The 19,894-nt window shown below is 37.8% G+C and carries 15 protein-coding genes; 4 read left to right on the top strand and 11 right to left on the bottom strand.

Translation table 11 applies throughout. The features are described from left to right. Positions 1-74: 74 nt before the first annotated feature. From tkt to C8269_RS09535, 5 genes are all read right to left on the bottom strand, one after another. Positions 75-2,060: a transketolase gene (gene tkt, locus C8269_RS09555; protein ID WP_106461488.1), complete on the bottom strand. Its 1,986-nt coding sequence runs from the start codon at positions 2,058-2,060 to the stop codon at positions 75-77. A 121-nt stretch (positions 2,061-2,181) separates the two neighbouring features. Beyond that, positions 2,182-3,264: a DUF5808 domain-containing protein gene (locus C8269_RS09550; RefSeq protein WP_106461487.1), complete on the bottom strand. Its 1,083-nt coding sequence runs from the start codon at positions 3,262-3,264 to the stop codon at positions 2,182-2,184. Further along, the gene (locus C8269_RS09545; RefSeq protein ID WP_106461486.1) at positions 3,257-3,634 is read right to left on the bottom strand and encodes a GntR family transcriptional regulator; all 378 of its coding nucleotides are present in this window, start codon (positions 3,632-3,634) and stop codon (positions 3,257-3,259) included. Before C8269_RS09545 ends, C8269_RS09550 begins: the two co-directional genes overlap by 8 nt. Before the next feature lie 131 nt (positions 3,635-3,765). Continuing rightward, positions 3,766-5,379 carry a mannitol dehydrogenase family protein gene (locus C8269_RS09540; RefSeq protein ID WP_106461485.1) on the bottom strand — a complete coding sequence of 538 codons (1,614 nt, stop codon included), beginning with the start codon at positions 5,377-5,379 and terminating at the stop codon, positions 3,766-3,768. Between the two features lie 162 nt (positions 5,380-5,541). Beyond that, positions 5,542-6,627, bottom strand: coding sequence for a glycosyltransferase (locus C8269_RS09535; protein WP_106461484.1), 1,086 nt, complete (start codon positions 6,625-6,627; stop codon positions 5,542-5,544). A gap of 176 nt (positions 6,628-6,803) precedes the next feature. Here C8269_RS09535 and hcp point away from each other — a divergent pair, with 176 nt between their 5' ends. The 3 genes from hcp to C8269_RS09520 all read left to right on the top strand — a co-directional run bounded on the left by hcp (position 6,804) and on the right by C8269_RS09520 (position 9,881). Then, positions 6,804-8,420 (top strand): hydroxylamine reductase, encoded by a 1,617-nt coding sequence (hcp, locus tag C8269_RS09530; RefSeq protein WP_106461483.1) that lies wholly within the window; start codon positions 6,804-6,806, stop codon positions 8,418-8,420. 71 nt (positions 8,421-8,491) lie between these two features. Continuing rightward, a complete protein-coding gene (locus C8269_RS09525; protein ID WP_106461482.1) occupies positions 8,492-9,136 on the top strand; it encodes a Crp/Fnr family transcriptional regulator in 645 nt (214 codons plus the stop codon). A gap of 64 nt (positions 9,137-9,200) precedes the next feature. Further along, complete coding sequence (locus C8269_RS09520) at positions 9,201-9,881, top strand: TMEM164 family acyltransferase (protein WP_106461481.1); 681 nt, start codon at positions 9,201-9,203, stop codon at positions 9,879-9,881. A 60-nt stretch (positions 9,882-9,941) separates the two neighbouring features. Here C8269_RS09520 and C8269_RS09515 read toward each other — a convergent pair whose 3' ends face one another. Both C8269_RS09515 and C8269_RS09510 read right to left on the bottom strand, forming a co-directional pair. Next, the gene (locus C8269_RS09515) at positions 9,942-10,934 is read right to left on the bottom strand and encodes a sugar kinase (protein ID WP_106461480.1); all 993 of its coding nucleotides are present in this window, start codon (positions 10,932-10,934) and stop codon (positions 9,942-9,944) included. Positions 10,935-11,645: 711 nt separating this feature from the next. After that, on the bottom strand, positions 11,646-13,757 hold the full coding sequence (locus C8269_RS09510) for a glycoside hydrolase family 3 protein (protein ID WP_106461479.1): 2,112 nt from the start codon (positions 13,755-13,757) through the stop codon (positions 11,646-11,648). A gap of 284 nt (positions 13,758-14,041) precedes the next feature. Between C8269_RS09510 and C8269_RS09505 the strand changes: the two genes are divergently transcribed. After that, the gene (locus tag C8269_RS09505) at positions 14,042-15,211 is read left to right on the top strand and encodes an IS110 family transposase (RefSeq protein ID WP_106460365.1); all 1,170 of its coding nucleotides are present in this window, start codon (positions 14,042-14,044) and stop codon (positions 15,209-15,211) included. A 315-nt stretch (positions 15,212-15,526) separates the two neighbouring features. Here the strand turns inward: C8269_RS09505 and C8269_RS09500 are convergent, their stop codons facing one another. Genes C8269_RS09500 through C8269_RS09485 form a run of 4 tightly spaced genes read right to left on the bottom strand, consistent with a single transcriptional unit; the run spans position 15,527 to position 19,894 of the window. Then, positions 15,527-16,918 (bottom strand): MFS transporter, encoded by a 1,392-nt coding sequence (locus C8269_RS09500; protein ID WP_106461478.1) that lies wholly within the window; start codon positions 16,916-16,918, stop codon positions 15,527-15,529. A gap of 15 nt (positions 16,919-16,933) precedes the next feature. After that, positions 16,934-18,022, bottom strand: a complete 1,089-nt coding sequence (locus C8269_RS09495) for a Gfo/Idh/MocA family protein (protein ID WP_106461477.1) — start codon at positions 18,020-18,022, stop codon at positions 16,934-16,936. After that, positions 18,022-18,876: a sugar phosphate isomerase/epimerase family protein gene (locus C8269_RS09490; RefSeq protein WP_106461476.1), complete on the bottom strand. Its 855-nt coding sequence runs from the start codon at positions 18,874-18,876 to the stop codon at positions 18,022-18,024. The genes C8269_RS09495 and C8269_RS09490 overlap by 1 nt, the downstream gene beginning before the upstream one ends. Next, positions 18,869-19,894, bottom strand: a complete 1,026-nt coding sequence (locus tag C8269_RS09485) for a Gfo/Idh/MocA family protein (protein ID WP_106461475.1) — start codon at positions 19,892-19,894, stop codon at positions 18,869-18,871. Before C8269_RS09485 ends, C8269_RS09490 begins: the two co-directional genes overlap by 8 nt.

Raw genomic sequence — 19,894 nt, 5'->3', positions numbered from 1 at the left:
ATTCTCCTTTGTCTTCTCCTATTATTATATGCATTATCTAAGAAAAAAGCTATGGAAAATCCATAGCCTTGATTCTAATAATATTTTTTGTTTATCTTTTCAATTATTGCATCCGGGTCAAAGCCTAGAATTTTTGCAACTTCTTCGCCTGGGCCAGATATACCGAACCTATCAATGGCAATATTTAGACCATCTAAGCCTGTCCATTCGGACCATCCAAAGGATGTTCCCATTTCAATTGATACTCTCTTTGTAAGCTCTTTTGATAGTATTTCTTCCTTGTAGGTATCACTTTGTTCTCTAAATAATTCCATAGATGGCATGGATACTACTCTAGTAGCCTTTCCTGATTTTTCAAGCTTTTCTGCTGTTTCAAGGGCAAGAGCCACTTCTGAACCTGTTGCTATTAGGATAAGTTCTGGATTTTCGGCATCTTTTATGATATAGGCACCCTTATCGATATTTTCTAAATTTTCAGTTTCCTTTAAGGTTGGGATATTTTGACGAGTAAGGGCAATAACTACTGGCCTATCCTTACTTTCTAGAGCCACCTTCCAAGCAAGTCTTGTCTCATTGGCATCTGCTGGCCTTATAACTAGGGTGTTTGGAATTGCCCTTAGCATAGCAAGTTGCTCGATTGGTTGATGGGTAGGGCCATCTTCCCCAACAGCTACTGAATCGTGGGTCATGGCGTAGGTTAGTGGTAGGTGTGATAGGGCTGAAAGCCTTACAGCTGGCTTTAGGTAGTCAGAAAATACAAAGAAGGTTGACACATGGTGGAAGCTTCCTCCGTGGGCCATGATACCATTGCCTATAGCTGCCATGGCAAATTCTCTTACACCATACCAAATATTTCTACCACATGGGCTATCATCTCTAAAGGACTTTGAATCCTTGATATTAGTTTTGTTTGATGAGAAGAGGTCAGCTGATCCACCCCAGAAGTTTCTGGTAATCTTTGCCAAGTCTTGGATGATTTCTCCTCCTGATGCACGGCTAGCAAGGGCCTTATCTTCATGAGAATATTTTCTGACTTGGTCCATGAAATTTGCTGGTAGCTCTCTATTGATTCCTGCCATTAATTCCTTGTAGTCTTCTGGATATTTTTCTGAGTAAGACTTTAAAAGCTCATCCCAAGCCTCATTTGCAGATTCTCCTCGTGCTTTAATTCCATCTTCAAATATTTTATAGATATCATCAGAAACTTCAAAATCTGCTGCGCTCCATTCATAGGCTTTCTTTACATATTCAAAGTCTTCTGCTCCGATTGGTGCCCCGTGAACCTTGTTTGTGCCTTGGTTTTTGGAACCAAAACCAATTATAGTCTTTACTTCAATTAGGGTTGGCTTGTCATTTTCCTTAGCCTTTGTTATTGCTTCATAGATTGCATCTAGGTCATTGCCATCGGCAACTTTATCATAGGCCCAATTTTGTGCAAGTACCCTGTCTTTTACTGATTCTGAAAAAGATGTGGATAGGTCCCCATCTAGGCAGATATCATTTGAATCATAAAGGATGATTAGCTTATCTAATTTAAGATGACCTGCAAGTGACATTGCTTCATAAGAAATCCCCTCCATTAGGTCGCCATCACCACATAGGGCGTAGGTGTAGTGGTCAATTACCTTCATATCATCCTTATTATAAAGGGCTGCCATGTGCTTTTCAGCAGCTGCCATACCGACAGCTTGGGCTATACCTTGACCAAGAGGTCCTGTTGTAACCTCTACTCCTTCGGTCATGCCTAGTTCTGGATGGCCTGGAGCCTTTGAGCCGGCTTGTCTAAAGTTTTTAAGCTCATCCATGGATAAATCATAGCCTGACAGGTGAAGTAAGGAATAAAGCATGGCTGATCCATGGCCTGCTGATAGGATAAACCTGTCCCTGTCAAAAAACTTTGGATTTTTAGGATTTGCCTTCAAAAGCTTGTTAAATAAAACATAGGCCATAGGGCTTGCACCCATTGGTAGGCCTGGGTGGCCAGAATTTGCCTTCTCTATCTGGGCAATGGATAGGGTTCTAATGGCATTAATTGCCTTTAAATCATCACTTGTAAACATTAAGTCTCCTTTGCAAAAAATTAGTAGATGTGCATATTTATTTCAAGCCTATTATACTTCACTTATCCCCATCATCATAAAAATGTTATTTAATAAACTAGCTTTGCTAGTAGACACAAGCTTAGGCTGAATATTTAAATAAGGCTACAAGGCTTGCGATTAAAATTATAATTGAAAGGATTAAAATGACCTTACCCATTGGCCTTCCTATATTTACAGTCATCCCCACACCAATTCTCTTATTTACAAAGAGAGCTGGGTCGTCAGGATTATTATAGATTGTAGATCCAAGCACCCAATTATCATCATCTTCTTCAAAGCTTGTGTAGGATAAATTATTAAGCCTTGATCCGTCAGTTCCCACCTTAAAACCTAAATAAATTACTCCTCCAATTGAAGTTATGAGGGTAAGACCTGTTAGGATATTTACAAGGCCATTTCCTCCTCCAAAGCTAAAGCTTGTTATGCCAATTTCAAAAAGAATGGTCATGAGAAGGGCATTTATCCCGAGATAATAGGACCAAAGATTTTTAGCCTTTGTATTATCAGCTAGAGACCTTTCCGGGTCTTCCTGGCTAAGCCTTGGCCTTGCCTTGATTAGGAAATAATTAACAATGGCAAAAAGTGCCAAATTTGCTAGGCTTATAAGGCTTGGCATAAAGACATTTGCCAAAGTCTTATCCTGGATGTCAGTGACATTTCCATTAAAATCTGTATGCATAATAAGCTTATCAGGGAGCTTGTCATAATTTAGGTATAAATATAGGCTGCCACCTATGATTAGGGCAAGACTTAGGCCGTAAATAAGGAAGATTGGCTTGTAGGAAATTTTCCTTACTCCTCCGATGCTTACAAGCTTTTTCCTTTCTTGCTTACTATTTTTAGTAATTTTCCTAATTTCCTTGTTGGCCCAAATTAGAGGAATCATGATAAGTCCCAAACTTAGGAAAAAATATAGGCTTATCCAGCCGACATTATTTGTCACAAGTGATATTAAATATTGAATAGATCCTAAGGCTATAGTTAAAATCAGAGTTACTAGTTTGTATTTTTTATTTATTTTTCTCAAACCATCGCTATTTTCATCAAGCCTAATCCCAAAAACGTAGCCTTTTTTGGAAAAAGAATTGACAAAGACTTGCAAGATTCCTACAAGCAAGATGGATGAAGCGTAAAGTATAGAGATGAAATTTCCTTCAGTCATTTTTATCCTCCCAAATATTTTCTATACATGCAATAAAATCTTCCTTGCTAAGGCCCTTAAGCTTGGCAAAAGATGCAAGATAGGCTAATTCATCTTTTATGAGATTGACTTCCTTATCATCTACCGGTTCAAAATCCTTGCCAACCATAGACCCAAACCTCCTGTCCATGACTATGAAACCATCGATTGCAAGGAGCTTGTAGGCCTTATTTACGGTGTGTAGGTTTATACCAATTTCCTCGGCCAAGTCCCTTACAGAATGCAGCTTGTCTCCCTTCTTTAGGTCTCCACGAGCAAGACCCACAATAAAGGCCCTTCTGATTTGTTCATAAATCGCTATATCCGATTCAAAATCAATTTCTAAAAACATCTTTCCTCCTCCCTATCTGTTATAGATATTATATAACAGGTATGTATGATGTGCAAGTCAAAATTACAAAAAAATTTCGCCTTTTAATTTAGGCAAAAAAAGACCACCAGTTACCCGGTGGTCTTTGTATTTTATAGGCTTTGTAGGAATTTTCTTACTGCGCCTTCTTCTTTATTCATTTCTTTAAAGTCTGCTATTATCTTATCAGCAAGGCCTATTTCTACTAGGTTTATGCCAAAGATTTCTTCATTGCCTATAATCTTTAGTAGGCTATCATCGATTCCTTCGTTGTCCTTAAATTTCACATCTTTAAGGTCTTCTTGTAGGCTTGCTAGCATTGGATCTGGTGATGGTTCAAAGGCTTTGCCTTCATCATCTATAGCTAGTAGATATCTTAACCAACCTGCTATAACAGCTGGGATGAATTTTAGGTCTTTGATTGCTTCAGGGTTTTGAGCCTTATAAGCATTTAGGGTCTTACCATATCTTACAGCCACCTTTTGAGATGTGTCTGTTGCTATTCTTTGTGGAGCATCTGGTAGGAATGGGTTAGGGAATCTAACATTTAATACAGTATCGATAAATTCTTTTGGATTGATGATACCTGGGTCTACTACTACCGGCATGCCTTCTGTATAGCCTACTCCCTTGATGAGTTTAACTAGGTCTTCATCTTTCATCTCTGCACTGATTAGGTCATAGCCAAGTAGGCAACCGTAGACTGCAAGGGCAGTATGAAGTGGGTTTAGGCAGGTTGTTACCTTCATTGTTTCTACTTCATCTACTGTCTTTCTGTCTGTAAAGATGATGCCCTTCTTATCCCATGCTGGATAGGATGTAGCCTTTGATTCCTCTATTACTAAGTATTCTGTTTCTTCTGCATTTACATATGAAGGTGGTTGTGGTCTGCCATCCATAATTGGACTTTCTACTGGGCTGTAGCCTTTTTCCTTTAAGATTTTACCGATTGATTCATCTGCAACTGGTGTAATCTTATCTATCATTGATAATGGGAAAAATACCTTGGTCTCATCTTCTAAATATTCAACGAATTCTTTTTCAACTATGCCATTTTCTACCCAAGCCTTGGCAAAATCTAGTACTGATGCCTTTAGCTTATCACCATTGTGGCTGCAGTTATCCATTGATGTCATGGTTATTGGATAAGCTCCATTTTTAAATCTGTGGTATAAAAGAGCTGCAACTATGGCCATAGAGTTAGAAACATTAAGGTCCTTATCTTTCATTTCAGCCTTAACTTGATCTGTGAAATCACCATCTAGACCCTTGATATTGTAGCCTTTTTCTGTGATAGTAAAAGATACTACTTTTAGGCTTTCTTTGGAAAAGATTTCTTCAGCCCTTGCCCAATCTTGGCTCTTAGTTGCTTTTACTGTTTCTGCAATTGCTCCTACTACTCTTAGGTCAACAGTGCCATCAGATTTGAGTGTTACAGCTGTAGATAGGTTATCATTTGCACCAAATATATAGTCAAGCTTTTCTGCACCAAAGGTTTCAAAAATAATAACTCCTGTATCAGCAAGACCTTCATCTAAGATTTCATCTTGAATTCTAGCTGGGAAGGCTCTGAATATGTTTCCACCACCAAAGTGCACCCATTCAGGGTTTTCTTTAGTATTTGCTCTGACCTTTTCAATGTCATAGCTTGGCAAGACAAAGCCTTTTTCTTCCCATAGGGCCTTGTCATTTTGAATTGATTGTAGGGATAATTTAACTTCTGTCATATAATTTCCTTTCTTTGCCTAAAAATAGATAACTTAAGCGCTTACATTCTACCTATAAAATTTTTCCAGAATTTATCAGGAAAAAGATTTCTCTCTACTTATATTATATGATAAGAATCGGTTTTTAGCAATTATTTTTATTCTTATTTACAAATAATTTTTCTACAGGCTAATACTTTGATAAAAATCACTTAGGTATGAAACTGTGCTTGCTATATTATAACCAGCGTCAGATATTTCTTTAGAAAAATCTAGCCTGTCATATGGCATAGTATCAAGGATTTCCCTAATCCACTTAGCCTTTTCTAAAGGAAGAAACTTTAAGTAAGGACTTATGCCCACTTCTTTTGGTATCCTGTCTGATGCTAAGACCTTAAGGCCTGATGCCTGGGCTTCTATAGCCGCTATGCCAAGCCCTTCCCTGAGAGATGGAAATAAGAAAAGGTCCGCTGCTGAAAGATAGGCCCCTACCCTATTACTAGATGGCAAAAACAAGATAAAGTCAGAGACTCCAAGCTCCCTTGCCTTATCTTTAAGCATATTTTCATCTGGCCCATTACCTAAAAATATTAATCGAGTTTTTGGATTTTTTTCTACAAGTTCTGGCATGATTTCTATTAAAAAGCTTTGATTTTTAACACTCATAAGGCTTGCCACATTTAAAAGCACAAACTTATCACAAAGGTCAAATTCCTTTCTTATCTCATCTCTTAACTTGTCAGAAAATCTAAATTTATCCAGGTCAATACCATTATTTATCTTTACATAAGAAGCTCCATAGAGGTCTCTACCTGCCTCATCAGAACAAGCAAACCTATAATCAGAATATTTCATGACTTGACCCTTAAAAAGATTTCTTATAAAGTTTTTAAGCTTTGAGGAATTTTGGATGCCATGGTTATGTGATATAGTCACAAGACCATGGGCCTTGGCCTTTCTTAGGATAAGGGCCTCTGTTCCCCTAAAGTGGTTGTGAAGAATTTTTATTTCTTTGTGTTTATCAAAAAACTTATCCAAGTCATTTAAGTAGACCCAAGGTTTAAGTGGATTTAGCTTATCTATGGTAAATACCCTTCCACCAAGACTTTCAATTTGCTCTTTCATCAGTGGATTATCAATCCTGTGGACCAAAAAATCAAAGGCAAACTTATCAGGGTCTAGCTTTTTCATTATAGTCATAAGAAGACTTTCTATTCCACCGACACCCATTGACCCCATGACATGGACAATTCTAATTTTATTTTTCAAGGATTACTCCCTTCTATTACAATATATGATTTCTGTCCTATTATATCATTTTTCGTCCTAAACTCATAAAAATTTTAAAAAAATCATCTTTGGTAACTAATGTTACAGATATTTAGTGAAATTTCTTCTATAATTGAAATATAAGAATTGAAGAAGAAAAATCAGGAGGAAAATATATGTTTTGTTATCAATGTCAAGAAACAGCAGGAAATAAAGGATGCACCAAAGTCGGCGTATGCGGCAAGAGTGAAGACGTTGCAAATCTCCAAGACCTTTTAATATATACAACCAAGGGCCTAGCATCTATAGTAATGAAGGCAGGAAAGGTATGTGATAAGGTCTATGACAGGATTTCTAACAATCTTTTCATAACCATAACCAATGCCAATTTTGATGAAGATTTTATCCTAGATGCGGTTAAAAAAACAATGGCCATGAAGGAAAAAATCACAAACAAACACCAAATCACAGACCTAAACGAAGTTGAAGCCTACATATCATTTGATGATGAAGAATTAAAAAGAAAGGCCATCGAAGTAGGTGTTTTAAATATCATAAATGAAGATGAAAGATCTCTCGTAGAGCTTGTGACCTACGGTCTTAAGGGAATGGCTGCCTACAACCACCACGCCAATGTCCTAGGCTACAGAGATGAAAATGTCGATAAATTTATATCTTTCGCCCTAACAGAAACAATCAAGAAAGATAAGGAAATCAACAACCTAATTGACCTAGTAATAAAAACAGGAGAACACGGGGTTGCTGCAATGGCCCTTCTAGATAAGGCCAATACCGAAAGATTTGGAAATCCAGAAATGACTGAAGTAGATTTTTCAGCAGGATCTAAGCCAGGCATCCTAATTTCAGGCCATGACCTAAATGATATGGAAATGCTCCTTGAACAAAGCAAGGATGCTGGAGTAGAAATCTACACCCATTCAGAAATGCTTCCAGCCAATTATTACCCAGCCTTTAAGAAATACGACCACTTCCACGGCAACTACGGCAATTCTTGGTGGAGCCAAAATGAAGAATTTGAGAAATTTAACGGCCCAATCCTTATGACAACCAACTGCATTGTCCCACCAAAGAAAAACAACACCTACCTTGATAGGTTCTATACAACATCAAATGCAGCATATCCAGGAGCAATCCACATAGAAGCTGATGAAAATGGCTACAAGGACTTTTCTCCTATAATCGAACAGGCTAAAAATTGTCAAGCTCCAACAAATCTTGAAGATACAAAGATTGTCGGTGGTTTTGCCCACAATCAAGTCCTAGCCCTAGCTGATAAGGTTATAAATGAAATAAATGAAGGCAATATCAGAAAATTTGTCGTAATGGCAGGCTGCGATGGTAGAAGCTCTAAGAGATCTTATTACACAGACTTTGCCAAAAGCCTACCACAAGACACAATAATCCTTACAGCAGGATGTGCAAAATACCGCTACAACAAGCTAGGCCTAGGAGATATCAACGGCATACCAAGAGTCCTAGATGCTGGTCAATGCAACGATTCATTCTCCCTTGTACAAATTGCCCTAGCCCTAAAAGATGCCTTTGGCCTTGAAAGTGTAAATGATTTACCAATCGAATACAACATAGCTTGGTATGAACAAAAGGCTGTAATAGTTCTCCTTGCCCTTCTAAGCCTGGGAGTTAAAAATATCCACCTAGGACCAACACTTCCTGCCTTCTTATCAGAGACAGTAGTCAACTTCCTAGTAGAAAACTTCAACATAGCTCCAAATACCACAGTAGAAGAAGATTTAGAAAAAATGATTGGCTAAAAAATTTAAGCAAAGTCTCATGGCTTTGCTTATTTTTTATACAGTGGGGTATCTTTTAAAAAGAGGTAAGTATGAATTTAAAAGAAATATCTATATTTAAAAATTTAAGTGATGAAGAAATAAAAGACATGACAGCCAATACTCAAATAATCGAAAAAACCTATGCTAAAGATGCCTATGTCTTTAGGATCGGTGATAGGTCAGGCGACTTGTTTTTCCTAAAGGAAGGAGCCCTTAGCGTTTATCAAATAGATTCAAATGGCAAGAGGTATATCTTCCAAAAATTTGATAAGCAAGTATTATTTGGAGAAGTCTATGCCTACCTAAATGAGCCCTTTGATTTTGATGCAGTCTGCGATAAGGATTCTAAAATCCTTATCATCAAGGACTTTAAGGGCCTATTTGAAAGGTCAAACAATCAAAAATTCCTAAAATCCTATATCACCTTCCTATCCAAGAAATGCCTGGCCCTTTCTAAGAAAAACCAAATCACTTCCCAAATGAGCCTTCGCCAAAAGATTGCCAAATATTTTCTAGAAATAGAAGAAGATGGCAAGATAAATCTAAATATGAATAGGGAGGCCCTAGCAGATTTCCTAACCACAACCAGGCCATCTCTTTCTAGAGAACTGTCAAAGATGGCCGATGATGGTCTACTATCTATAAATGGATCAAAAATTGCCATAAACAAGGAAAAATTAACGGAAATTTTATAAAAGACCTAGGCAAGGGCCCGAAAATATTATATAATAATCCTATATTATTTTATAAAGGATAGCTATGCAATATTTTTTCAGACACACAACAGATGGGACTTTTGCCTTCAACATGACCTATGTTAGGCTTGGTCTAATTCTATTTTTACTAATAATTTACAAACTCAAAGACAAAAAAAAGCTTTTAGAAAGCTTATTAGTTACTTCCCTTATCCTTCAGGGAATCTTATTTGCCTGGTATGCCATGGATTTTGACCTTTTAATTAAGGAAGGCCTTCCCCTCTACCACTGCAGGCTTGCAGGGATAATGGTTGCAATTTCTTACTTTCTTAAAAAAGAAAAAATCCAAACCTATTTTGCTGATCTTGCCCTAATTGGGACAAGCATCGCCTTTTCTATACCAGATCCATCCAAATTTGCCTGGCCCCATGTCACAAACCTAACCTATGTGGCCAACCACTACGTCCTAATGGCTTGTGGAATGCTAATTTGCCTAAAAAATAAGCAAAAATTAGGATTTAAAGAGATTTTTCTAACGACAGCTGTTATAAATTCTATAATTTTAATCCTAGACCTAAGCCTAAATGCCAATTACGGCTACCTAGTCAAGGTCCCTATAGAATATTTCAACGGCCTTAGCCCAATAATAATCTCCCTAGCCATGACAGGCCTAATGAGCGGGGCGATTTATCTAGTAGAAATTATTAAAGAGAAAATCAGAAATAAAAAAGCAAGAAAAATTTAAAACCGACGCAAAACCGACGCAAATTTTTGCGTCGGTTTTTGTTTTTCTAATATGTCATTTTTAATAAAATATCATTCTCTTATTGCCTGAGATTAGAGTTCTTACTTGTCTTTCTGTAAAAATTGCGTAGTCGCCTTCCATGGTGTGTTTTAGGGTTGATAGGCCTACCCCAAATTCTAGGGCATCGTACATATCATTGCCCTTTGAGTAGGAATTGATAAGTCCTGCTGCAAAGGCATCTCCTCCTCCTATCCTATCTACTATATCAAAGGTGTAAGCCCTGGTTTTGATGTATTCGTCCCCACAATAGGCACCTGCTGATAGGGCGTTTTTGGATGCTGAAAATGAGGTCCTGATTGTGGATATAGCATATTTCAAATCATATTTTCTGTATAGATCTATGAGCATATTTGATACACTTACATGGTCAAATACTCCCTTAAAGGATGAGTGAAGGCTAGGAAGTACTCCTATTAGGATATCGACATCATCTAGAATTGACTTATAAAATTCTGCTGCCTGATCTAAAGGCCAGAGGTTTGACCTGTAGTTTAGGTCAAAGATTACTTCTACATCATATTCTTTGGCTCTTTTTATAGCATATCTGGTAAGTTCTCTACCCTCTTCTGATAGGGCTGCTGTTATGCCTGATAGGAAGAAAATCTTGGCATCTTCGAATATGTCTTTCCAATCAAATTCAAAGTATTTGGCCTGACTCATGGAGGAATTTTTCCTGTCGTAGATTACCTTGGATGGCCTTAAGCCTATGCCATTTTCTGCATAGTAGATTCCTATTCTTTCTCCTCCCCTGGCTACATGGCTCATATCTATGCCAAAGTCTCTGAGGCTATCTATAGCTGCATCTCCTATGAAATTGTCTGGAAGTCTTGTGATCATCTTTACCTTTTGGCCTAAGTTGGCTAGGGCTATAGCTACATTGGCTTCACTGCCCCCGTAGGTGGTCATAAAATTTTCTGCTTGGATAAATCTTTCATGACCTGGTGGGGAGAGTCGTAGGATTAGTTCTCCCATGCAAACAATTTTATCTTTCATTTTTCCTCCTTTCGGTATCGGGAGTTAAGGGCTGGCCCTTAACTATCCCATTTTTTGTAAATTATTTACTTAATTAATAGTTATTATTTACTATTTTTCTTCGGTATTTTATCAATTAGTAAATTATTTTTATTTACTATTGAATAATAGGAGCTTTATTATTTCATGAAGAGTTATTTTTAATAATTTTCTTCGTAACTATGTCACTTAATTAATTATGATTATTTATAATTGAATCTTCGTAAAAGGGGGAGAGCCAAGGGAACAATTTGCCCAAGCGGCTTAGAGCGCCGCATGTTCCCTCACCGCCCCGGAAACCCGTTTACTACGCAAACTCTTAAGTGCTACCGCACTATGTTTCCGGTATAAACGCCCCAAATCAAGGGGCGTTTATGTCCCCCTTCCACCCCGAGCAAGCCCGTCGGCTCATGGAGACTTACACCCTCCAAGCGGCTCCTGCGGAGGGCATGCTGTAGATTGCCTTTGGCAATCTCTTTTTGATATTTAACTTCTTTTCATTCTGGTTCAAAATCTCTTATTTCAAGTCTTGTCAGCTAAAAATTTTGATTCGCTATGCTCAACAAAATTTTTTTACGCTTCCTCTACTTGAAATAAAAACGATTTTATCTAAGTAAATGATATTTATTGTTTATAGGTTCTACTTTTTTATAAATTTTAGCCTATGTAGGCCTGGGCTTTGCCAGGCTTTTTTTAGTAGCTTAGGCCGTAGCCTAGTTTGTATTCGTTTCCTTCTTCGTCTTTGTAGGCGTAGGTTTCTTTCATGTATTTGTGTTTGTCGTAGCCTGGGACGTCGTTTGGAGATGCGCAGATTCCGTTTTCATCTACTGCTAGGACTGCTTCGTTTTTAGGGAAAGTGAATGGTAGTTTGCCTGTTGGGGCAAATTTGCCTACTAATACATCTAATTGAGCTGGGATGAAGGTTTCGAAGTTTGCTAAGAGAACGTCTGCGTATTTTTCTGCATTTTCTAATAGCCATGGCATTGTTGAGTTGACTGATACTAGAAGTTTTGCATTGTTTTTGTCTGCTAGCTTTCTGTATTCTTCTAATTTTCCTATATTTGCTACTGTTGTTTCTGTGTATTCTGAGCCGTCTAGGGCTTTATTTGTTTTTTCTTCACATAGGTCTAATTCTAGGAGGCCTGGGGTTGCTGAGAAGTAGTTGCCTGATTTAGGTGTGATTTGTACAAAGATTGCTTCAGCTTCTTCTGGGCTATCTACTAGGATGATGTCATCCCTATCTTTTAATTCTTTTAGCGCTTCATTTCTAAAGGTTTCTGCCTTGTCGGCTTCCTTGTGAAGGTAGTCGAAGTATAATTTTGTTTTTTCCTTTAGTGGAAGAGTATTTTCTTTATTCTTTAATAATACTACAGATCTTTGGTGGGCTGAGTAGGCTTTTTCTAGGTTTTTCTCATCTCTTACGATTTCTTTTGCCTTTGCTGGATCTACGTAGGTTTTCTCATCGAAGAGTCCTAGGTCAAACATTTCTTTTAGGAGTCTTACGTTTGCTTCTACTAGTCTTTCGTGGGAGATTTTGCCTTCATCGTAGGCCTTGATTATCCAGTGGGACTCGTTGGTGTCTGAGATTAAATCTACCCCGTTATTTACTGCATAGGCTGCACGATCTTGTTTTTCAAGGTGCATTACACCCCATGCCATGTTATCTAGGATACCTGAGTCTGAGTTGATGTATCCTTTAAAGCCCATGTCTTCTCTTAGGATATTTTGGATGAAGTATTCGTTGAAGGCGAAGCCTACTGGCTCAAACGGAATCCTCTTGCCCTTGTAATTTTGTACTGCTGATTTTTCGTGGGCAGGGATTGAGTAGTAAGGCATGATTGATGATACATTTTTATCTACTACTGCCTTAAATGGTGGCATATGGTATTTTTCTAGAGAGCCTGGTGTCCTATAAACGTTGAACTTACCTTCTGCATAGTGAGGGTCAAAGCCGTTTTCCCTTGCTCCTCCACCTGGGAAGTGCTTCATGGTCATGGCTACTGATTCTTCGTTTACTTCTTCGCCTTGGAAAGCATCTAATAAATCTTCGCCTGCTTTTGTGATTAATTCTACATCTTCACCGAAGGTTCCGTAAAATCTTTGCCATCTTGGGTCTGTGGCTGTATCTAGCATGTACATATAGCCTTTTCTAAGGCCTGAATATTTCCACTCATCTCTTGCTATCTCGCCGAATTCTTTAAAGATTGAATAGTCATAGTCCCCATCTGGGTGGTAATTTCTTGCCTTATCTCCTAGATATACTGCTGCAAGGCCTAGGGTTGATGGATAGGTTGTAAATACTCCTACTGCATCGTTCATGCCGAAGGTTCTTTCGGCATTTTCATTTCTTGAGTTTGATGCTATTATTACAGGTATACCTAGACGGCTTTCTTCTGCCACTTCATTTAGGGCATTGACCCATCTTGCTATGTCTTCTTCAGAGAAGTTTTCTCTTAGGATAAAGTGTCTTAGTCCCATTTCCTTGATGTGCTTTGTTGAACCGTGGTTTATTTGACCGATAAAGATATTTTTATCTTCGTATACTTCTTCATCTAGGATGCCATCGTGGCTTGTTTTGGACTTATCTTCCTGGGCTAGACCCATTCTTTGGCTTTTTATTACCATATTTCCTGCAAGCTCTTCTACAGTCATCCTGTTTGCAAGATCTCTTGCCCTTGTTTCTGAATCTAATCTCCAATCTTCATATGGATCAAGAACGCCATTATCGTTTAGGTCTTTAAATTTTAGTCCTTCTACTTCTAGGATATGTTTGCTTCTAGTTTCTAGTTTTGGTTGTCTTTTCATGTGACTTCCTTATATAATGTATTTAGGTTGTTAAAGGTAACCTATAAGCCTTTTTCGACTAAGTATTATTCAGATTTACTGTATAATATTGTTATTAGATAGAGTGTACTCGTCACTTCCTTGAGATTTAATCTCGTACTTGAAAGAGTGAGTCCTCTAATCTTTTAACTGTTTACGAATAAGTTAGATGTTGACCCTTTCAGGGTACTTCGTATATACCATAAGGCAGTAACGTTATTAGATTTTGAGGTGTCTATCTAAAATACTTTTTTATGAGGTTTCAAATGTTCTATTTAGGTATCGATATTGGTAAAAATACTCATGTTGCTTCATTAGTTGATGACAAGAAAAAGGTTATTTTTAAGGCTTTTTCTTTTTCAAATTCCATTAATGGCGCTGAGAGTTTAGTCCTTAAACTAGAAGCTTTCAAAAATGAACTTGAAGTTGGTATGGAAGCTACAGGTCATTATTGGTTATCTCTATACTCATATCTTGCCCAAAAAAACTTTACTGTTCGTGTTATCAATCCAATCCAAACTGACGGTTGGCGACAAGGTGTAGAAATCAGAAAGAGAAAAACTGATATTATTGATTCTCTTTTAATAGCTGATCTTCTTAGATATGGAGATTTCGTTGAGACTTCACTTTCTAATGAAGATTATTTGTCTTTGAGGAATCTTTCCAGATTTAGGTCCTACCTCATTTCTTCAATTGGCGATCTTAAAAGAAAAACTATTGCACTTTTAGATCAAGTTTTTCCTGAATACGCCTCTTCTTTTAGTAATATTTTTGGGAAGACTTCTAAGGAAATTCTTTCAAATTTCTCTACTCCTTCTGATTTTGAGGATATTAATTCTGATGATTTGAATACTTTTCTTGAATCTGTTTCTAAGAAAAACTATGCTTCTAAGAAGATTGATGAGCTTTCTAAAAAGGCTTCTTCTTCTTTTGGTATTAATTTCTGCCTGGATTCTTTTAGTCTTCAAATCAAAATGCTTATTGAGCAAATTTCTTTTATTCAAACTCAGGTTTCTAATGTTGAGAATGAAATTGAGGTTTTACTTGAAAAACTTAATTCTCCAATTACTACTATTCCAGGTATCGGTTCTGTTAATGCAGCTACTATATTAGGTGAAATTGGTGATATTAAAAGATTTTCTAATCCTTCTAAACTTGTCGCTTATGCTGGTTTGGATGCTAGCATTTCTCAGTCTGGAGAATATGAATCTACTTACAATCATATGAGTAAAAGAGGTTCTCCATACCTTAGACGTGCTTTGTTTCAATCTGCTCTTAGAGCTGAATTTTGTGATCCTGTTTTCTCAGATTATTATCAAAAAAAGATTAGTGAAGGAAAACATCATTTAGTTGCTACTAATGCTGTTGCTAGAAAGCTTTGTCATACTATTTTTGCTGTTCTTACTAAGAATGAACCTTATCAAGTGCAGAGTTAGTTTTTGCTTAACTGTTTACAAATTTTTGATAAAGCTTCTGTAAATGGCGAGCGAAGCTAGGGTGTAGCCTTTACCTTTTACAGGTTTTTTTGAAAAAAATTACAATTTCATGAGCAAAAAACTTATGAACCCAATATTTAAAATCTATTAAATATTAGGTCTTTTTGTTGTGCCTATTTTTATTCATTTTTTATCTATATCAATCCCTATATTTTTTTATTTCACCTCTTGACTTTTAATAGTTAGTCTTTCTCTTTATAATTTTTGAAAAAAGACCCCCAGTTGGGCTGGGCCACTTAGGAGGTCGATTTTTTATTACTTAAGCTCTCTCTTATCTTCTAGATATTTGTTGTTTTCTTCAACTTGTTTTTTGCTTAGTGGATATAGGAATAGTACTACTATTCCGCCTAAAGCTAGTGCTATAGCTGGGATTAGAGTTGCTATGTTGTAGATTCCTAGGGCTACTTCTGGTGTTTGGGTTGCAGCGCCTTTTACAAATCCTACTGCTGATAGGGCAAAACCACCTAGACCACCTGCGAAGGCTTGGCCTAATTTTCTAGCAAATGAGTAGATAGCGTATACTTTTCCGTCATCTCTGACTCCATTTTTGATTTCTAGGTCATCTATTACGTCTGTAATCATTGCCCAGGTTAGGGTGTTGAAGATGCCTAAGAATACGTAAGCAATTCCTGCTCCTGCTAGGAAGACATACATATTTTTAACTTTTAATACATAAAGTATAAAGTAAATTGCTCCTGAACCGAATAAACCGATAATTGTCGCTTCTTTTTTACCAATCTTTTGGCCAAGTTTCATGGCTGTTGGTGCTGTTACTAGCATTGGTAGGGTTGTTACAAGGCCTGCTAATTGCATACCTGTTGAGTTACCAAAGTAGGTTCCATAAACATAAGCGTTCATTGAACCGATTAGAAGCATACCTAGTAGTAGACAGATTGATACTAGGATTATTGATAGGAGGGATCTCTTGTTTAAGACATTTCCTATACCTGATATAATGCTTTCCTTTTCTCCGCCTGATTCTCTAGCTATATCTACTCTTTCTGTTACAAGTTTATAGCAAAGAAGGTAGGATGCTATTGCCATAAGTCCGTATAAGCCTGCTACTACTGGGAATCTTCCTTCTAGCAAGACGTCTGCTTGGCCAGGGACTTTTTGATATAATAAGTATGGTGTTAGGGTACCAATTACTAGCATTGCAATTGTAGCACCTAGGGTTCTAAATGTGGATAATTCTGTTCTTTGGTCAGCTTCTGGTGTGATAGCTGATGCCATGGATCCATAAGGAATGTTTATAAAGGTATAGCATAATGAACCCCAAAGAATGTAGGTTGCATACATTATGATTACTTTCATTCCGTAGTCAAAGTCTTTAAATCCTGTTTGGAAGAGCAAGAAGCCTGCAACTGCTACTGGAACTGCTCCCCATTTCATAAATGGTCTAAATTTACCGTCCTTATTACCGGCAAATCTATCTACGATTGTTCCCATACCTACATCTGTGAAGGCATCTACTAATCTTGATACGAAAAATAGTCCACCGACAACTTTTGGGTCAATTCCCCAAACGTTGGTATAGAATAACATTAAAAAGGATGATACTAGGGTGAAGGTAAAGTTGTTACCTATATCACCAAAGGCGTAACCTATCTTATCTTTAATGCCAAACGGTTTTATATTCTTATTCATAATATTCCCTCTATTTTATAAGTTCGCTTTAATAATTTCTGCTTGATCTTGGCATAGTAAGCAAAGCTCTTGGGCCTTGAATATATGCTCTTGGGTCATAGCATTTTCTGTGCCATTTAGAGAATCTAGAATCATTTCCCCGAAGAATGGGAAGCCTACTTTGCCATTGGCTTTTATATGCTCTTCCCCATTTTCATCTACTACAAATACATGATCGCCTGTGGCTTCTTCGCCTACATTTGTATATTTTCTTACTTCTATATAGCCTTTTGTGCCTGTAATGAAGGTCCTGCCATCTCCCCAAGTTGAAAGTCCCTTTGGGCTAAACCAGTGGACCTTGTAGAAGAAGGTTGCTCCATTTTCACCTACTAAGGTCGCATCGCCGTAGTCTTCTAGCTCTGGTGTGTCTGGGTTATTGTAATTTGCTACCTTAGCTGAGATGACCTTTGCATCATCATTGCCAGTGTAATATAAAAATTGTTCGATTTGGTGGCTTCCTATATCTGCTAGGATTCCGCCGTACTCTTCTTTTTTGAAAAACCAATCTGGACGGCTTTCCTTATTTAGGCTGTGTGGGCCAAAGCCTGTTACTTGGAGGACTTTTCCAATTCTTCCTTCTTTGATTAATTCTCCTGCAAGGATTGCTCCTTCTACGTGGAGTCTTTCTGAGAAGTAGACAAAGTATCTCTTGCCTGTTTCTTTATAGACTTTTTTAGTTTCTGCTAGCTGGTCTAGGCTTGTAAAACCGGTCTTGTCTGTGAAATAATCCTTGCCTGCCTTCATGACTTTATTACCTAGGGCGCTCCTTAGATTTGGGATGGCCGCTGCTGCTACCATCTTGATTTCTGGGTCTTCTAGGATTGTATCAAGAGAATCGACCGCCTGAGCTTCTGGGAATTTTTCTCTAAATTCTTCGATTTTTTTAGGGTCTTTGTCATAGACATAAACTATATTTGCGCCAGCTTCTTTTAGGCCATTGCACATGCCGTAGATATGGCCATGGTCTAAGGCAGCTACTGCTACCTTAAACTGGCCATCTTCTACTACCTTGTTGGCCTTGCCAACTGGAGCGTAGTTCATGCCGTCTTTTTTATTTACTGCCATTAGAATAGGTCTCCATAGCCATTTGCTACTAACCAATCATAAGAGATTTTTAGTTCATTAAATGGATCTCTACCGTAGGATGAGTCTTGTTCTACAAGTAAGTATCTGCAGCCTGATGCTATGGCTTGGTCTGCACATTCCTTTAGTGGAAGTGAGCCTTGGCCTAGTGGGGCAAATCTTACCCTGTTGTCAAAGGCAAGTCTGAAGGCTTCCATATCTGTCCTTAATAAGTCTACATCTTCCATGGTTAGTGGCATTACTTCGTAGTCTTTTAGGTGGACTAATTCTACCTTGCCTGCGTATTTCTTTAGGATATTTACAGGATTTTCTCCACCTCTTTGTACCCAGTGTACATCTAGCTCAAAGCCTAGCTCTGGGGCATTTTCTGCTATGATATCTAAGAGATATTTGCCGTCATATCTTACAAATTCTACGTGGTGGTTGTGGTAGTAAAGCTTGATTCCTTCTTCTTTTAATTTTAGGGCAAAGTCGTTAGCTTTTTTTGCAAATTCGATTGCCTTTTCTAGGCTTGCCATCTTATCAAATGGAAGCATTCCTATTCTTAGTAGGTCTGTGCCTACAGCCTTACAATCTGCTACGATTTTGTCAAAGTCAGTGTCAAGGGATTCTTGGCCAGGAAACATTGACTCTACTGCTGCTGACATTGAAGCTACTTCCATGTCAAAGTCCTTGCAGGCTCTTATGATTTGGTCAATGTTTTCCTTGCTTGTCTCAACTTGGGATACTTCTACTGATTTGTATCCGATTTCGTTGAGTTTTTTGAAAGTTTCGTAAGGTCCAATTTCTTTGAATGCATCAACTACTGTTGATGCTTGTACTCCAATTTTAGTCATTTACTATGTCCTCTTTCTTTATTTCCTTGCCAGTTTCTGATGAGTCCATCATTGCTTGGATAATTTGCATGGTTTCCATCGCATCAGCTAGGTCACAATAATCATCTGTGTCATTTATGATTGCCTCATAAAATTTGTTGATTAGCTTTTCGTGACCTGCCCCGTAATAGTCCTTGGTTTGGTCTGATTTGTCATCTTCTGCTAGCAGATTTAGGTGTCTGTCAAATAGTCTGTTTTCTTTTATAGTGTATTTTTGCTTTTGTGTTATTACTTGAAGCTCTATGGAATCTGTGATTGAGTAGGCGTTTGTTGCTACGAATAAGCCGTTTACCCCGTCTTCGTATTTGATAAAGGCGCTTGCTGTATCTTCTACTTCGATTTCCTTATTCATTAACTTCGATAGGGTGGCTGTTAGGCTTTTCCAATCCTTGCCTGTCACATAGGCCATGAGGTCCAGGGTGTGGATTGCTTGGTTGATTATTACTCCAGCTCCAGCTTCCTTTTTTGTACCTCTCCATGGGGCCTGCTTATAATAGGCTATGTCCCTAAACCATGTGACAAGTCCTTTTACTCCAAAGACTTCTTCTTTGTTCTTTTCAAGTTCTTCTTTTAGTTTTACCACTGTCTTGTTGTAGCGGTTTTGGAAGCAGATACCAAGTTTTTGCTTGTCCTTGTATTTCATATAGTGATCATAGAGTTCTTTTGTCTCTTTATAGCCAACATCTACTGGCTTTTCGCAAAATACGTGAAGTCCCTTATCTAGGGCATATTTTGCTACCTTGGCGTGAAGATAGTGAGGAAGGCAAATATGAACTACATCTAAATCTTCCTTATCTATCATTTCCTTATAATCGCTATAGATTGGTGTGATGTCACAATGAGTGGCATCACACTTTTTCTGAGCAAGGTCTGTATCTATATCGCAAACCGCTGCAAGTCTTGCGTGTGGCGATTGATTTATTGAGTGTAGGTGGATGGGAGATACTGTCCCTAGTCCAATTACTCCAACTTTTAGCAT

It is taken from the genome of Anaerococcus sp. Marseille-P3915, from assembly GCF_900258475.1.
Lineage (GTDB): Bacteria > Bacillota > Clostridia > Tissierellales > Peptoniphilaceae > Anaerococcus > Anaerococcus kampingae.
The sequence above is the reverse complement of the archived record's forward strand: the minus strand, read 5'-3'. Positions and strand labels throughout refer to the sequence as shown.

What these genes read in the sequence shown, in the direction of transcription:
- tkt (WP_106461488.1), bottom strand. Translation starts at nt 2,060, where the DNA reads ATGTTTACAAGTGATGATTTAAAGGCAATTAATGCCATTAGAACCCTA.
- C8269_RS09550 (WP_106461487.1), bottom strand. Translation starts at nt 3,264, where the DNA reads ATGACTGAAGGAAATTTCATCTCTATACTTTACGCTTCATCCATCTTG.
- C8269_RS09545 (WP_106461486.1), bottom strand. Translation starts at nt 3,634, where the DNA reads ATGTTTTTAGAAATTGATTTTGAATCGGATATAGCGATTTATGAACAA.
- C8269_RS09540 (WP_106461485.1), bottom strand. Translation starts at nt 5,379, where the DNA reads ATGACAGAAGTTAAATTATCCCTACAATCAATTCAAAATGACAAGGCC.
- hcp (WP_106461483.1), top strand. Translation starts at nt 6,804, where the DNA reads ATGTTTTGTTATCAATGTCAAGAAACAGCAGGAAATAAAGGATGCACC.
- C8269_RS09525 (WP_106461482.1), top strand. Translation starts at nt 8,492, where the DNA reads ATGAATTTAAAAGAAATATCTATATTTAAAAATTTAAGTGATGAAGAA.
- C8269_RS09520 (WP_106461481.1), top strand. Translation starts at nt 9,201, where the DNA reads ATGCAATATTTTTTCAGACACACAACAGATGGGACTTTTGCCTTCAAC.
- C8269_RS09515 (WP_106461480.1), bottom strand. Translation starts at nt 10,934, where the DNA reads ATGAAAGATAAAATTGTTTGCATGGGAGAACTAATCCTACGACTCTCC.
- C8269_RS09510 (WP_106461479.1), bottom strand. Translation starts at nt 13,757, where the DNA reads ATGAAAAGACAACCAAAACTAGAAACTAGAAGCAAACATATCCTAGAA.
- C8269_RS09505 (WP_106460365.1), top strand. Translation starts at nt 14,042, where the DNA reads ATGTTCTATTTAGGTATCGATATTGGTAAAAATACTCATGTTGCTTCA.
- C8269_RS09500 (WP_106461478.1), bottom strand. Translation starts at nt 16,918, where the DNA reads ATGAATAAGAATATAAAACCGTTTGGCATTAAAGATAAGATAGGTTAC.
- C8269_RS09495 (WP_106461477.1), bottom strand. Translation starts at nt 18,022, where the DNA reads ATGGCAGTAAATAAAAAAGACGGCATGAACTACGCTCCAGTTGGCAAG.
- C8269_RS09490 (WP_106461476.1), bottom strand. Translation starts at nt 18,876, where the DNA reads ATGACTAAAATTGGAGTACAAGCATCAACAGTAGTTGATGCATTCAAA.
- C8269_RS09485 (WP_106461475.1), bottom strand. Translation starts at nt 19,894, where the DNA reads ATGCTAAAAGTTGGAGTAATTGGACTAGGGACAGTATCTCCCATCCAC.